At 67.0% G+C, this 13,284-nt stretch carries 12 protein-coding genes; 6 read left to right on the top strand and 6 right to left on the bottom strand.

Translation table 11 applies throughout. The features are described 5' to 3' along the window. Window positions 1-147: 147 nt before the first annotated feature. The 3 genes from QO058_RS24725 to QO058_RS24720 are packed head-to-tail and all read right to left on the bottom strand — an operon-like array spanning window position 148 to window position 2,805. Window positions 148-1,275, bottom strand: a complete 1,128-nt coding sequence (locus QO058_RS24725; RefSeq protein ID WP_347975511.1) for an amidase family protein — start codon at window positions 1,273-1,275, stop codon at window positions 148-150. After that, window positions 1,220-1,561 (bottom strand): amidase family protein, encoded by a 342-nt coding sequence (locus tag QO058_RS31225; RefSeq protein ID WP_347975510.1) that lies wholly within the window; start codon window positions 1,559-1,561, stop codon window positions 1,220-1,222. Before QO058_RS31225 ends, QO058_RS24725 begins: the two co-directional genes overlap by 56 nt. A 14-nt stretch (window positions 1,562-1,575) precedes the next feature. Then, window positions 1,576-2,805, bottom strand: coding sequence for a M20 family metallo-hydrolase (locus QO058_RS24720; RefSeq protein WP_284168863.1), 1,230 nt, complete (start codon window positions 2,803-2,805; stop codon window positions 1,576-1,578). A 185-nt stretch (window positions 2,806-2,990) separates the two neighbouring features. Between QO058_RS24720 and QO058_RS24715 the strand changes: the two genes are divergently transcribed. Continuing rightward, the gene (locus QO058_RS24715) at window positions 2,991-4,400 is read left to right on the top strand and encodes an MATE family efflux transporter (RefSeq protein ID WP_284168862.1); all 1,410 of its coding nucleotides are present in this window, start codon (window positions 2,991-2,993) and stop codon (window positions 4,398-4,400) included. Window positions 4,401-4,515: 115 nt separating this feature from the next. Next, window positions 4,516-4,938 carry a globin domain-containing protein gene (locus tag QO058_RS24710; RefSeq protein ID WP_284168861.1) on the top strand — a complete coding sequence of 141 codons (423 nt, stop codon included), beginning with the start codon at window positions 4,516-4,518 and terminating at the stop codon, window positions 4,936-4,938. A 6-nt stretch (window positions 4,939-4,944) separates the two neighbouring features. Here the strand turns inward: QO058_RS24710 and QO058_RS24705 are convergent, their stop codons facing one another. Next, the gene (locus tag QO058_RS24705) at window positions 4,945-7,116 is read right to left on the bottom strand and encodes a methyl-accepting chemotaxis protein (RefSeq protein WP_284168860.1); all 2,172 of its coding nucleotides are present in this window, start codon (window positions 7,114-7,116) and stop codon (window positions 4,945-4,947) included. A 420-nt stretch (window positions 7,117-7,536) separates the two neighbouring features. Between QO058_RS24705 and QO058_RS24700 the strand changes: the two genes are divergently transcribed. The 4 genes from QO058_RS24700 to QO058_RS24685 all read left to right on the top strand — a co-directional run bounded on the left by QO058_RS24700 (window position 7,537) and on the right by QO058_RS24685 (window position 10,705). After that, the gene (locus QO058_RS24700; RefSeq protein ID WP_432211977.1) at window positions 7,537-8,292 is read left to right on the top strand and encodes a L,D-transpeptidase; all 756 of its coding nucleotides are present in this window, start codon (window positions 7,537-7,539) and stop codon (window positions 8,290-8,292) included. A gap of 197 nt (window positions 8,293-8,489) precedes the next feature. Then, on the top strand, window positions 8,490-9,794 hold the full coding sequence (locus tag QO058_RS24695) for a UDP-glucose dehydrogenase family protein (RefSeq protein WP_284168859.1): 1,305 nt from the start codon (window positions 8,490-8,492) through the stop codon (window positions 9,792-9,794). A gap of 121 nt (window positions 9,795-9,915) precedes the next feature. Next, a complete protein-coding gene (locus QO058_RS24690; protein WP_284173014.1) occupies window positions 9,916-10,305 on the top strand; it encodes a DUF2076 domain-containing protein in 390 nt (129 codons plus the stop codon). Beyond that, window positions 10,187-10,705, top strand: coding sequence for a DUF2076 family protein (locus QO058_RS24685; protein WP_284173013.1), 519 nt, complete (start codon window positions 10,187-10,189; stop codon window positions 10,703-10,705). The genes QO058_RS24690 and QO058_RS24685 overlap by 119 nt, the downstream gene beginning before the upstream one ends. 79 nt (window positions 10,706-10,784) lie before the next feature. Here the strand turns inward: QO058_RS24685 and QO058_RS24680 are convergent, their stop codons facing one another. Both QO058_RS24680 and QO058_RS24675 read right to left on the bottom strand, forming a co-directional pair. Beyond that, window positions 10,785-11,597 (bottom strand): L,D-transpeptidase, encoded by an 813-nt coding sequence (locus QO058_RS24680; protein ID WP_432211976.1) that lies wholly within the window; start codon window positions 11,595-11,597, stop codon window positions 10,785-10,787. A gap of 156 nt (window positions 11,598-11,753) precedes the next feature. Next, window positions 11,754-13,178: a lipopolysaccharide biosynthesis protein gene (locus tag QO058_RS24675; RefSeq protein ID WP_284168858.1), complete on the bottom strand. Its 1,425-nt coding sequence runs from the start codon at window positions 13,176-13,178 to the stop codon at window positions 11,754-11,756. Between the last annotated feature and the right edge of the window lie 106 nt (window positions 13,179-13,284).

Raw genomic sequence — 13,284 nt, 5'->3', positions numbered from 1 at the left:
CTGACAACACGCTTGACGGGTCGCTACGACAAGAAGTGACCCTGCAGGGTTCGTGCCAGACGGAACCTGTTTGCGGCTCACCTTATCGTTTGCAAGCAAATGACGCCCGAAGCCATCCGACCGCCGCAGAAAATTGCGCTCAGGGAACTAAATCGATTTGATCGGCGCGTCCACGCGAACAAAGGGCCTCGCAGCCTCGAAAGCTGCAGCCGCCTGCATGACGAGCAGATCGTTGCCGAAAGCCCCGATGATCTGCAGCGCGGCCGGCAAGCCGGCAGAGGTCAGTCCGCACGGCACCGAGGCGGCCGGCTGCTGGGTGATGTTGAATGGATAAGTGAGGGGCGTCCAGCGCGTCCAATCCTCGCCATAGGCGCCGAGCTCGGGCGTATTGCGGCCGACCGCGAAGGCCGGCAACGGCAGCGTCGGCGTGAGCAGGAGATCGAAGCGCTCATGGAATTGCGCCATCTGGTAGGCGAGCCCATTGCGCTGGTTCAGCAGGGCATCGACATAGCTCGCGCCGTCGATTCGTTCGCCCGTTTCAGCGACCGCAACGAGACCGGGATCCATTTGCGCACGCGCCGCAGCGTCGGCGCTGCGCAGCGCCAGCGCCGCACCGGCCGCCCAGAGCGTCATCAGCGTCGCGATCGGATCGTCGAAGCCGGGGTCGACCTCCTCGACGGTGGCGCCGAGCTCGCGGAAGGTCAGCGCCGCCGCATGCGTCAGGGCCGCGATCTCCGGATCGACCGGAACGTCGCCGCCGAGGCGAGGCGACCAGGCGACGCGCAAGCCGCGCACACCGCGGTCCAGCTCTGCCGTGAAATCGGGCGGGGCATCCTTGAAGGCCGTCATGTCGCGTGCATCGGGACGGCCGATCGCATTCATGGCGAGGGCGGCATCGCGCACGGTGCGGGTCAGCGGACCGAGATGGGCCAGAAAACCCATCACCGAGGCGGGCCAGGCCGGCACGCGGCCATAGGTCGGCTTCAGGCCGAAGACGCCGCAGAAGGCAGCGGGAATGCGGACCGAGCCGGCGCCATCGGTGCCGAGATGGATGCAACCGAGATTGAGCGCCGCGGCGACGGCCGCCCCCGAAGAGGAACCGCCCGGCCCGGTCGAGATATCCCAGGGATTGCGGGTGATGCCGGAGAACGGCGAATCGCCGACGCCCTTCCAGCCATATTCCGGCATGGTCGTCTTGCCGAGGAAGACACAGCCCGCCTCACGCAGCCGAGCGGTCGCCGGCGCGTCCTGCTGATACGGCGCGTCGGAAGCCACGGCCGAACCCCCGCCGCATCGGCCAGCCGGCAACACCGAGATTGTCCTTGATCGTCACCGGCACGCCGTCGAGCGGGCCAAGCGCCTCGCCTTTCAGCCAACGCGCTTCGGAGGCCTGCGCCATGGCGATCGTCACGCTCTCGTCACGCACGACGAAGGCATTCACCTCCGGCTCGTAACGGTCGATGCGAGCGAGCGCATCCCTCGCGGCCTCGACCGGGGAGATTTCACGAGCGGCGTAGAGCGCGCCGAGCTCGGCGGCGGACAGCGAAGCGATAGCGGTCATCGACAAGATCTCCGTCAGGCGTTGGCTGCGCGCCAGGCGGCGCTGAGCAGGATATTGGCGCCGGCGACCATGTAGTCATCGCTGCTGAGTTCGGCCGGATTGTGCGAGAGCCCGCCGATCGAGGGGATGAAGACCATCGCCGTCGGGCAAAGGCGCGACATCATCTGAGCATCGTGGCCGGCGCCCGAGATCATCCGGCGGATCGGCAGGCCGAATTCGGCGGCGCTCGCCTCGACGCTGGCGATCAATTCCTCGGCGAAAGGCGTCGCCGGGAAGCGGGCAAGGTCGCGGAAACTGATGGCGATGTCGTCGCGCGCCGACAGTTCGGCGCAGAATTTGCGCACCGCAGCCTCGGCCTCGGCCAAAGGCGCGTCCAGCGGATTGCGCAGGTCGAGCGTCATCACCACGGTTTCCGGCACCACGTTGACGTTGCCGGGCCGGGTGCGGATCACGCCGGAATTGGCGAGCTGGCCCGGAATCGTCTTGGTCAGCTCATTGGCGAAGATGTTGATCCGCGCCGCGGCGAGGCCGGGATCCTTGCGGTAGCGCATCGGCGTGGTGCCGGCATGGCTCGGCCGCCCTGTCAGGGTCAGCTCGAGCCAGCAGATCGCCTGGATGCCGGTGACGGCGCCGAGCCCACCGCCTTCGCTCTCGAGCACCGGCCCCTGCTCGATATGCAGTTCGAGATAGGCATGCGCCGGCAGGAAGCCCGGCTGCTCCGGCCCATGATAGCCGATGCGCGTCAACTCGGTCCCGAGCACGGCGCCGTCGGCGTCCTTCTCGGCATGGGCGGCAGCGACGCTCATCCCGCCGGCCCAGACATAGGAGCCGAGCATGTCGGGATGGAAGCGGGCGCCTTCCTCATTGGTGAAGGCGATCACCGCCATGTCGCGCTTGGGAGTCAGCCCGGCATCGCGCAAAGCCGCCAGCACCTCGACGCCGCCGATGACGCCGAGTGCGCCGTCGAAGCGGCCGCCGGTGCCGACGGTGTCGATATGCGAGCCCATGATCACCGCCGGCCCGTCTTCCAGGCCTTTCAGGATGCCGACGATGTTGCCGATCGCATCGACGCGAACGTCGAGGCCGAGCGCGTTGAGCTGGCCGACCAGCCAGTCGCGGCCCTCTTTGTCCTCGTCGGTCAGCGCCAGCCGCCGACAGCCCCCTTCCGGCGTCGCGCCGATCTTCGACAGGGCCGCCAGTCGCGATACGAGACGCTCCCCATCAATCCGCAGGTTGGTGCTCATCTCGTCGGCTCTCCGCAGGCAGGCATGGATTGGTCCCGATGCGCAGCAGGCAGGAACCGGGCCGCACGCGCAAGAGGCAGAATCAGCGTGGCCGCGCGGACCGGCAGCGCGCCCCGCGCAGGGCGCGGCTCGCCCCGGCGCGACAAGGACTGTGAAGGAGCAATCTGCCCAGATAAAAGGCAGCGATGTCGCAGATCGCGCTCCCCTATCGGTCGGCGAGCCCCTGGCTCACCGAGGTCAAGGCCATGCTGGCGCTGAGCTGGCCGATGGTGCTGACCAATGTCGCGCAGACGGCGATGACGGCGACCGACGTCGTGATGATGGGCCACCTCGGCCCGGATTCGCTGGCGGCCGGCGCGCTCGCTTCCAATCTCTACATGGCCTTCCTGATCTTCGGCATCGGCGTGATGGCAGCCGTCGCACCGATGGTTGCGATCGAGCTCGGACGGAACCGGCACTCAGTTCGCGACGTGCGCCGCACCGTGCGCCAAGGATTCTGGGTGGCGGCGACCATGGCCGGGCCGATGTGGCTCTGCCTCTGGCAGGCCGAGACGATCCTCAAGGCGATGGGCCAGAATCCGGCGCTGGCGGCAGCCGCAGCCTCCTATCTGCACACGCTGCAATGGGGGCTCCTGCCCTTCTATTGCTATCTCGTCCTGCGCGGTTTCCTTGCAGCACTGCAGCGGCCGTTCTGGGTCTTCGTCACCGTGCTCTTCGCGGTCGCCTTCAACGCCTTCGCCAACTGGGTGCTGATGTTCGGACGGCTCGGCTTTCCGGCGCTCGGCCTGCCCGGATCGGGACTGGCGACGGCGCTGGCCTCAACTCTGATGTTCGCCGGTCTCGCAATGGTAGTCTCGCTCGACCGGCGCTTCCGGCGCTATCATCTGTTCGGCCGGTTCTGGCGGCCGGATTGGAGCCGCTATCGCGCCTTCTGGCGGATGGGCCTGCCGATCGGCACCACAGTCGGCTTCGAGGTCTGGATCTTCAACGGCGCCGCCTTCCTGATGGGCCTGATCGGCCCGACCTCGCTCGCAGCGCATGCGATCGCAATCCAGATCGCCTCGCTATGCTTCATGGTGCCGATGGGCATCGGGCAGGCCGGAACCGTCAGGGTCGGGCGCGCCTTCGGCGCCGGCGACAGCGAGGGCATCGCCCGGGCCGGTGCGACGGCGCTCGCGCTCGCCACCGCCTTCATGTGCTTCACCGCCCTGTTGATGCTGCTGATCCCGCATTGGCTGGTTGTGCCGTTCCTCGACACCGGCAAGCCGCGCGCCGCCGAGGTGGCGCAGCTCGCCATATTGTTCCTGTTCTATGCGGCGATCTTTCAGATCGTCGATGGCGTGCAGGTGGTCGGCGTCTCGATCCTGCGCGGCCTGCGCGATACGCGCGTGCCAATGCTCTTTGCCGGCTTGGGCTATTGGGGAATCGGCCTGCCGCTCTCGGCTGCGCTCGGCTTCCTCACGCCGCTCGCCGGCGTCGGCGTCTGGATCGGGCTTGCGACCGGCCTTGCGATCGTCGCGGTACTGATGCTGGCGCGCTGGTTCGCCCGCGAGCGGCTCGGTCTGACCAAGGGAGCCCGCGGGCAAGCCTCGTAGAGTTGACAGCTGCCCGCTCGCAAGACTCCGCTAACTCTAGGTTGCGTTTTTACATAAGTTGGCGGAGAATCTTCGGCACGATCCCTCATGCTGCAACGCTGAAGGGAGAAAGGTCGTGACGCCGCAGGATATCGCGCTGGTCCGGTCGAGTTTCGCGCAGCTACATCGGCGCAAGATCGAGACCGCATGCCTGTTCTATGAGCGGCTGTTCACCACCACGCCGAGCACGCGGGTGCTCTTCAAGACCGATATCCAGGGCCAAGCGGCCAAGCTGATGGAAACTCTGACGGTTGCGCTCGCCATGCTCAACGACCCCGGCGGCCTCAATGTCCTGCTCGCGCGACTGGGCGAGCGCCATCGCAATTATGGCGTCCGGCCGGAGCATTACGAGGCCGTCCGCAGCGCCCTGCTCTGGACCCTGGAGACGTCGCTGGGGCGCGATTTCACAGTGCAGACAAGAGCAGCCTGGACCGAGCTTTACGATCAGATGGCGAAAACCATGCTTGCCGCCGCCCCCCCGAGCCGCCAGTCGGCATAGCGAGCCTCAGAACTCCTCCCAGCCATCATCGCCGGCGCGGCCGTTGGCGGCCTTGCGGGGTTGAATCGGGGCAGAGGGCCGCGGCTCGCGCCGTGGCGCGGTCTGCTGCTGGGCGAAAGCGGCCTCGGCGAGCTGGCGCAGCCGTTCGGGCTCGGAGCCATGGCTGCCGGTCTCGCTGGCAGTCGCGGGCGGGCGCTGCGAGGCTGCGACGCGTGCCGGCAGGCGCCGCGCCGGAGCAACGGCGGCCGAGCGCGTGGTCGGCAGGGCTGCCGCGATTGGCGCGGCCAAGCCTGTGCCGGTGTCTGTCCGGAAGCTCGCGACCAGTGTGTTGAGTTCGCCGATCCGGCCGGAGAGTGCGCCAGCGGAGGCGGCGCTCTGTTCGGCGAGTGCTGCGTTGGCCTGTGTCATCTCGTCGAGATGGGCGACCGCCTGGCTCATCTCGTCGATGCCATGCGCCTGCTCGGCCGAGGCCGCAGAGATCTCCTGGATCGTGCCGGTGACCTTCTGCGAGGCCGACAGGATCTTCTCCAGCGAGTCGCCGGCCCGGCGGACCAGCTTGACGCCGGTCTCGACCTCGCTGTTCGAAGAGGAGATCAAACCGGAAATGTCCTTGGCGGCCTCGCTGGAGCGCTGGGCGAGCGTGCGGACCTCGCTGGCGACGACGGCGAAGCCCTTGCCGGCGTCGCCGGCGCGGGCGGCCTCGACCGCCGCGTTGAGCGCCAGCAGATTGGTCTGGAAGGCGATGTCGTCGATCACCCGGATGATGTCGGAGATCTTCTTCGAGGCCTGCTCGATCCGGGCCATGGCCGCAACCGCTTCGCCGGCGATGGCGCCGCCGTCCTGCGCCGCCTTCATCGCCTCCTCGGCGATCGCCGCCGCCTGGCGGGCGCCTTGCGCCGAAGCCTTCACCGAGGCTGCCAGTTCTTCCGTCGTCGCCGCGGTTTCCTCCAGAGACGATGCCTGTTCCTCGGTCCGCTTCGACAGATCGTCGGCGCCCGTGTTGATCTCCCGCGCTGCCATGCCGACCTCCGAAGCGGTCGACTGGATCGTCCGAACCGTCGTGGCCAGACGCTCTATCGTCTCGTTGACCGCATCCTTCAGCTCGGCGAAGCGGCCATGGTAGGCCGTCGGCACCTGCCGGGTGAGGTCTCCGGTCGCCAGCGCCCGCAATACGTCGACAAACTCGGTCGTAGCCGAATCGACCACCGCATTGATCTCGTTGATGCCGGCGACCAACTTCTGCATCTGCTCGTCGGCATCTTCGATCTGAAGCCTCGCCGAGAAATCGCCTGCCGCCGCAGCCGCGACAACCTCCCCGACATCCGAGACGACAGACGCCATCGCATCGGCCGAGCGGATCCGCGCCGCCGAAGCGGCACGCTCCTGCTCCTGCAGCAGCGCAACCTGCTCGGTGCTCTGGCGCAGCACGGCGACGGCACGCGCCATGTCGCCGATTTCATCCTGCCGCTTGGTGTGCGGGACCGCGATGTCAGTCTCGCCGGCGGTGAGGCGGCTCATGCTGGCGCCGAGATCGAGCAGCGGGCGGGTGATCGAGCGCTGCGCGAACAGCACTGCGGCCGCGATCGAGGCAATCAACGCCCCGAGCAGCACCGAAGGCAAAATCCACTGGATCTGACGCGTGAAATCGGCCGCCTCGGCGGCGAGCCTGCTCCCGACGTCCTCGTTGCGCTTGCCGAAAGCGACCAGCTGATCGTTCAAAGCCTTGCGATTGACGCGGTTTTGGTCGTTGTTGCCCTGCTGGTTGGCGGCTGCGGTCGAAACCTCGCGGCCGAGCCGAATCAGCTCGGCGCGGAAGGCGATGAACTCCTCGACCGATTTTTGCAGCTTGAGAGCGGTCTCGCGTTCTGCCGCGGGCACCAGCGCGACGAGATCGGCGGCGAGCTTGCGCATCGCCGGGAAGCGCGCCTCCTTCGGCTTGGCGAAGGCCTCGGCCTCCTTGGCATCCTTCGACATGTAGATGCCGCGGGAATCCATCACCACGGCGAAGACCTGCGTATTGATCCGCTCAGTTAGCAGCGCGATCTCGCCCTGGATATCGGAGCGCGCGTTGAGGTCGCTGGAGCGCGACAACGCGTAAAGGCTCAAGGCCACGGAGAGGACCGCGCCGGTGGCGATGATCCCCAGCATCGCCAGCACTTTGAAGCGGATCGATTTCATGTTTCTACTCGCGCTTCGGTACGGTCGATGACGTGACCGTCGCTCAAACTTTCGGCATGACCAGGCACCGAAGCCAATAAGGCTTAAAAAGCTTTGCCGGCGGCGGTTAAGGGCGCTTTAAAATGCTTTCCGTACCCTTCGAAAATCGCCTCAGAACGCGCCAAATCTCTCTTTTTCGCTGCGTAATTGAGCAGACACACCTGTAGGTGGCAGCTCGCCGTGGCATGCAGCGGAGGCATGTCAGACTGTGGCATTCCGGCCACGCTACGCGTCGGCCATAATTTCGCCACATGGTCTTCACCCCGACGCCACGCAGGGCCGTGAAGTGGAAGGGGTCAGCCGACGGGAATTCATTGGAACTTGTCGGCAATTCACCTGTTGTCGCTGCCAGCCGCCGCCCAATTCAAGAGCCGAGTTTAAATGTCCTCCCCCCTGCCCGACGCCTCCACCACTTGCTCCCGCCGCCGCTTCCTGACGATGGCCTCGGCCTTCGTCCCCGTCGGCCTGGCCGGTTGTGTCACTGGCCCGCAGCAGCCCTTCGAGGCACGCACGCCGGTTCACCAGAACGCCGCCTTCCTGTCGATGTATGACGAGCGGCCGGATGAGAAGCATCCGATACCGGCGACCGATATCGACGAGGTCGACACGCGCTTCCTGCGCCAGGAGGTCAACTACCGGACTCCGGAAAGGCCCGGAACGATCGTGGTCGATACCTCGGCCCGCTTCCTCTATCTGGTCCGCGAGAACGGCCGCGCAATCCGCTACGGAATCGGCGTCGGCAAGCAGGGCATGTCCTGGCGCGGCCGCGCCACGGTCGCCCGCAAGGCGGAGTGGCCGCGCTGGACGCCGACCGCTGCCATGATCGCGCGTGAGCCGGAGCGGAACAGGCCTTGGGCCGGCGGCATGGCCGGCGGGATCGAGAACCCGCTCGGTGCGCGTGCGCTCTACCTCTACCAGGGCAATCAGGACACGCTCTACCGCATCCACGGCACGACCGAACCATGGTCGATCGGCAAAGCCGTGTCATCCGGCTGCATCCGCCTGTTCAACCAGGACATCATCGACCTTCACAGCCGCGTCCCGACCGGCACGCCCGTTGTCGTGCTGAACCGCAATCCGATCGGAGAAACGGAGCTCGACGAGACCGACGCCCCGCTGCCGCCGGACAACATCTGAGATCTAGCATCCCATCCACCCGGCCTACCCCGAAGGCGGCTGTTGCAGCCGCCTTCGGCCATGTCGTCACGTCAGCGTTACCCACCATCGCCATATCGCCAGAAGGTCGATGACTGTCCGCAGCGATTTGCCTCGGCACAGTTTTGCGATACGCCCTGCTGGCCGGCAGGCCGCCGGACGGATGGTGAGAACGCCAGATGCGCGTGACGATGATCGGCTCAGGCTATGTCGGCCTGGTCTCGGGAGCCTGCTTCGCCGATTTCGGCCATGAGGTGACCTGCGTCGATACCGATGCCGGCAAGATCGCAGCGCTGAAGCGTGGCGAGATCCCGATCTTCGAACCCGGCCTCGACGACCTCGTCGCCAGCAATGTCCGCGCCGGGCGGCTCTCCTTCACCACCGAGCTCGCCGGACCGGTCGCAGCCGCCGATGCCGTCTTCATCGCTGTGGGCACGCCGTCGCGCCGCGGCGACGGCCACGCCGACCTCTCCTATGTGCACCAGGCGGCGCGCGACGTCGTCGCGGCGATCGAGGGTTTCACCGTCGTCGTCACCAAGTCGACCGTGCCGGTCGGCACTGGCGACGAAGTCGAGCGAATCATGCGCGAGGCCCGGCCGGACGCCGACTTCGCTGTCGTCTCCAACCCGGAATTCCTGCGCGAGGGCGCGGCGATCGCGGACTTCAAACGGCCCGACCGCATCGTGATCGGGACCGAGGACGACCGCGCCCGCAAGGTGATGGAAGATATCTACCGGCCGCTTTACCTCAACGCCGCGCCGCTGCTGTTCACCGCGCGGCGGACCTCTGAGCTGATCAAATACGCTGGCAATGCCTTCCTAGCGACCAAGATCACCTTCATCAACGAGATCGCCGATCTATGCGAGCGGGTCGGCGCCAATGTCCAGGAGGTGGCGCGCGGCATCGGCCTCGACAACCGCATCGGCGGCAAGTTCCTGCATGCCGGGCCGGGCTATGGCGGCTCCTGCTTCCCGAAGGACACGCTCGCCTTGATCAAAACGGCGCAGGACATGGAAAGCCCCTTGCGCCTGGTCGAGACGGTGGTCGCGGTCAACGACCAGCGCAAGCGGGCGATGGCGCGCAAGGTGATCGCGGCCTGCGGCGGCTCGGTCAGAGGCAAGCGCATCGCCGTGCTCGGCCTCGCCTTCAAGCCCAACACCGACGACATGCGCGAGGCGCCGTCGCTGTCGATCGTGACGGCGCTGCTCGACGCCGGTGCCGAGATCACCGCCTATGATCCGGAGGCGATGGCGAGCGCCAAGGCGCTGATGCCCGAGATCACCTACGCGCCCGACGCCTATTCCTGTCTCGACGGGGCCGACGCGCTGGTGATCGTGACCGAGTGGAACGCCTTCCGCGCGCTCGATCTGGACCGCGTCAAGGCGGCGCTGCGTCACCCCGTCGTGGTCGACCTGCGCAACATCTATCGCGCCGGCGAGATGCAGGAGCGCGGCTTCACTTACGTCAATGTCGGCAACGCCTGAGGGCGGGCCTTTTTTGTCGCGACAGAAAGGCGCCGAGGCGCCGCCTTGATAGCGTCATAAGCCGTCACCACCTTTCGATGCGACGGGGCGACCGCCTTGTCCACCATGAGAGGAGATGACGATGACGCCGCAAGAACGCGACGTGATCGCCGGGATTTTCGACCGCCTGCGTCAGGCGGCCAACCAGCCCCGCGACCCCGAGGCTGAGCGTTTCATCGCGGACCGCCTCCGCGAGCAACCCTATGCCGTCTATGCGATGGCGCAGTCGGTCTATGTGCAGGAGCAGGCGCTCACCAGCATGCAGGGCCAGATCGAGCAGTTGCAGGCAGAGGTCGAGCAGCTGCGCAACCAGCCGCCCGCCCCGGCCCCCCGCCCAGCAATCCGGCGGCTTCCTGTCGGGCATATTCGGCGGCGGCGCGAGCCAGCCGGCCCGTTCCGGTTCGGTGCCGTCCTTCCCGCAGCGAGGCCAGCCACAGCCGGCCTCCCCGCCCTGGGGCGGTCAGCCGGGTAGCCAGGGCATGGCGCCTCAGCAGGGCGCGGGCGCGGCACCCGGTCCCTGGCAAAACCAGGCGGCGCAGCAACCCCCGGCCCGTGGCGGCGGCGGCTTCATGGCGAGCGCGCTGACGACGGCGGCCGGCGTTGCCGGCGGCATGGTCGCCGGCAACATGCTGATGAACGCACTCGGCGGCGGCAAGAGTGCAGCGAGCGAGGCCAAGCCGGCCGAGGCGAGCACCGCCGAAAACAAGGACGCTTCGCAGAGCAGCGACGCGGCCAAGGACACCCAGACGGCCGCCGATCAGCAGCCTGCGGCAGAGCCGCAGGCCCAGCCGGAGCCGACTTATCAGGACGCCAGCTATGACGACGGCAGCTATGATGACGGCTCGGGCGGTGGTGACGACGACTGGGCCTAAACGCCTGATGCCTCACTGAAACGACGAGACCCGCCTGGCGACAGGCGGGCCTTTTTTTGCGAGCAGACGAACGCCGGTCTCAGATCACCAGGACCTTGGCGCCCACGCGCACACGCTCATAGAGGTCGACCACATCGTCGTTGTTCATGCGGATGCAGCCGGAGGAGACGGCCTGGCCGATCGTGTTCGGCTCATTGGTGCCGTGGATGCGATAGAGGGTCGAGCCGAGATACATGGCGCGCGCGCCCATTGGATTCTCGGGGCCGCCGGCCATGAAGCGCGGCAAATCGGGCCGGCGCTTCAGCATCTCGGCCGGCGGCGTCCAGCTCGGCCATTCGGCCTTGCGCGTCACAGCCTTCATGCCGGCCCATTCGAAGCCGGGACGGCCGACGCCGATGCCGTAGCGCAAGGCACGGCCACCGGGCTGGATCAGGAAGAGGAAGCGGCGCGGCGTGTCGATGATGATGGTGCCCGGCTTGTGCGGGCCGTCATAGGCGACTTCCTGCTTCTGGAAGCGCGGATCGAGCGTGCGGGCGATCGGCCGCTCGGCCGGCATCGGCTCGCCGAGCGCGGCGGAGCGACGCTCGCGGCGCGATTCCATCGGATCGCCCTGGATCGGAACCGGTGCTTCGTAGTCGGAGAGGCGGCGCATTGCCGGCTGCTGGCCATAGGCTCCGCGCTGCGGCCGGTTGTAGACGGCGCCGCCACGGCCATAGCTGGGATCTTGGCCGGTCATCAGCATCTCGATGAAGCCGCCGCCATACTGGCCCCGGCTGGCCGAATGAGTGACCATCGGATCGGCCGGACGCCAATAGGTCTGGGCATTGGCCTGCCCCGCCAGCTGCAAGGCGCCGCCGAGGACGACGAGGGGAACGACATAGAGCGGACGCATGACGCAACTCTCTCAACACGACAGGAGGGAAGCGTGAGGCGATGCGTTGAAATGAATGGTGAATCGTTGACTCTGGCCGCCTGGAAACCGGCTTAATCGCTCGAAAACCGGCAGTTAAGCTTAGCGATCCGCCAGCAAACGCGGTAAATGCTTCGTTCACGGTGACCTTTTGCGTAACGCGAGCCACAGCCGCAGCAGCGTCCGGCAGCGCGCCACGTCGAAGACCAGCATCAGCCCGCCATAGATGACAACGCCGAGTGCGCCCTGCAGCAGTAGTTCCGGCAAGGGCGGGAGGCGCCCGGAGAGCGGCCAGACCACCGCCACCATGATTGCGACCGCCGCGATGATGACGCCGACATCGCGCAGCTTCGGCAGCACGGGCAAGGACCGCAAGGCGATCCAACCGGTGATGACGAGAACGATCAGGAAGCTGATCGTCTGGCCGAGCGCGAACCGCTCCGGCCCGGCCGCGCTGGCGCCGAAGACGAGCGCGAGATTGGCGGCCAGGCCCGTGCAGGCGGCCAGGGTCACCATGCCGGTGCGCTTGCCGAGCAGGAAGACCGGATAAAGTCCGCCGACGAAGATCGTGAGCGCGAAGAAACCGGGCAGCAGCAGCAGCATGTAGGCGGCGAAGTGCCCGTGGAACGCCGCCGGCACGAGCAGCTTCTCGAACGCTGGCAGCACGAGGAAGAGGCCGGCCGCCACCGGCAGCGCCACCATCATTACGATCACGAGATTGTCGGCGATGCGCTTCTGCGCTGCCCGGCGGCCCTTCGTCTCGTCAAGCCGGAGCACCTCGCGCAGCATGACGATCTCAAGCGTCGCGGCGAGGGTGCCGAACAGGCGCAAACCCATATCGGCGGCGAGCGAGAAATAGCCGGCCTCGGCAAAGCCATAGGCATCGGCGAGCAGCGAGCGGTTGAGCAGCGGGATCAGCGAATAGATCGCGTTGGCGCCGACGAGCGGGAGCGCGTAACGCGCAAAATCGAGCGCGAGATCGCGCCGAGCGGCCGACCAGACGAGCGGCGCATCGGCAAGCGACCGGCGCACTGCCAGCAGGGCCGCCATCACGCTGACCACGCCGCCGAACATCACGATCGTCGGGTCACGCGTCCACCAGGCGCCGCCGACCATCAGGAGCAGCGCCAGCACATTCTTGACGATGACCAGGCGGGCATAGGCGGCATCGAGGAAACGGGCCCGGGCGATGGCGCCGTGATAGTCGAACAGGCCGGCGCAGATACCGCCCAGCACCGACGCCGCGACCAGCATGGCCGGCAGGCCGAAATCGACCCCCGCGATGATTGCCGCGACGAGCAGCCCGGTGAGCGCGATGGTCATGCCTGCGCTCAGAACATCGAGGGTCGCCCTGATCTGCGGCTGTTCCTCCCGGCTCTTCTGCGAGTAGAATCGGACGGTCGACAGCCTGATCCAGTCGAGCAGCGCGGTGTTGAGCACGACGATGATCGCCGCGCCGATGGCATAGCGGCCGAACTCGGCGGGGCCGAGGAAATAGGCGATGAGCAGCCCGAGGGCGAAGTTCAGCCCGGCATTGATCACGAAGGGCAGGAGAACGGTCATGATGCCATCGCGAAGGGGCAGGCCAGCTCAGCGCCAGCGACGCATGACTGCGCTGATTCCGCCTAATCACCAAACGACACGTATCCAAGGGGAAACCGGCCCCGCT

Source organism: Bosea vestrisii (assembly GCF_030144325.1).
GTDB lineage: Bacteria > Pseudomonadota > Alphaproteobacteria > Rhizobiales > Beijerinckiaceae > Allobosea > Allobosea vestrisii_A.
This window is presented reverse-complemented; position numbering and strand designations above follow the sequence as displayed.

Coding starts and splice junctions, on each gene's coding strand:
- QO058_RS31225 (WP_347975510.1), bottom strand. CDS start 1,561: ATGACCGCTATCGCTTCGCTGTCCGCCGCCGAGCTCGGCGCGCTCTAC.
- QO058_RS24720 (WP_284168863.1), bottom strand. CDS start 2,805: ATGAGCACCAACCTGCGGATTGATGGGGAGCGTCTCGTATCGCGACTG.
- QO058_RS24715 (WP_284168862.1), top strand. CDS start 2,991: ATGTCGCAGATCGCGCTCCCCTATCGGTCGGCGAGCCCCTGGCTCACC.
- QO058_RS24705 (WP_284168860.1), bottom strand. CDS start 7,116: ATGAAATCGATCCGCTTCAAAGTGCTGGCGATGCTGGGGATCATCGCC.
- QO058_RS24700 (WP_432211977.1), top strand. CDS start 7,537: ATGTCCTCCCCCCTGCCCGACGCCTCCACCACTTGCTCCCGCCGCCGC.
- QO058_RS24695 (WP_284168859.1), top strand. CDS start 8,490: ATGCGCGTGACGATGATCGGCTCAGGCTATGTCGGCCTGGTCTCGGGA.
- QO058_RS24690 (WP_284173014.1), top strand. CDS start 9,916: ATGACGCCGCAAGAACGCGACGTGATCGCCGGGATTTTCGACCGCCTG.
- QO058_RS24680 (WP_432211976.1), bottom strand. CDS start 11,597: ATGCGTCCGCTCTATGTCGTTCCCCTCGTCGTCCTCGGCGGCGCCTTG.
- QO058_RS24675 (WP_284168858.1), bottom strand. CDS start 13,178: ATGACCGTTCTCCTGCCCTTCGTGATCAATGCCGGGCTGAACTTCGCC.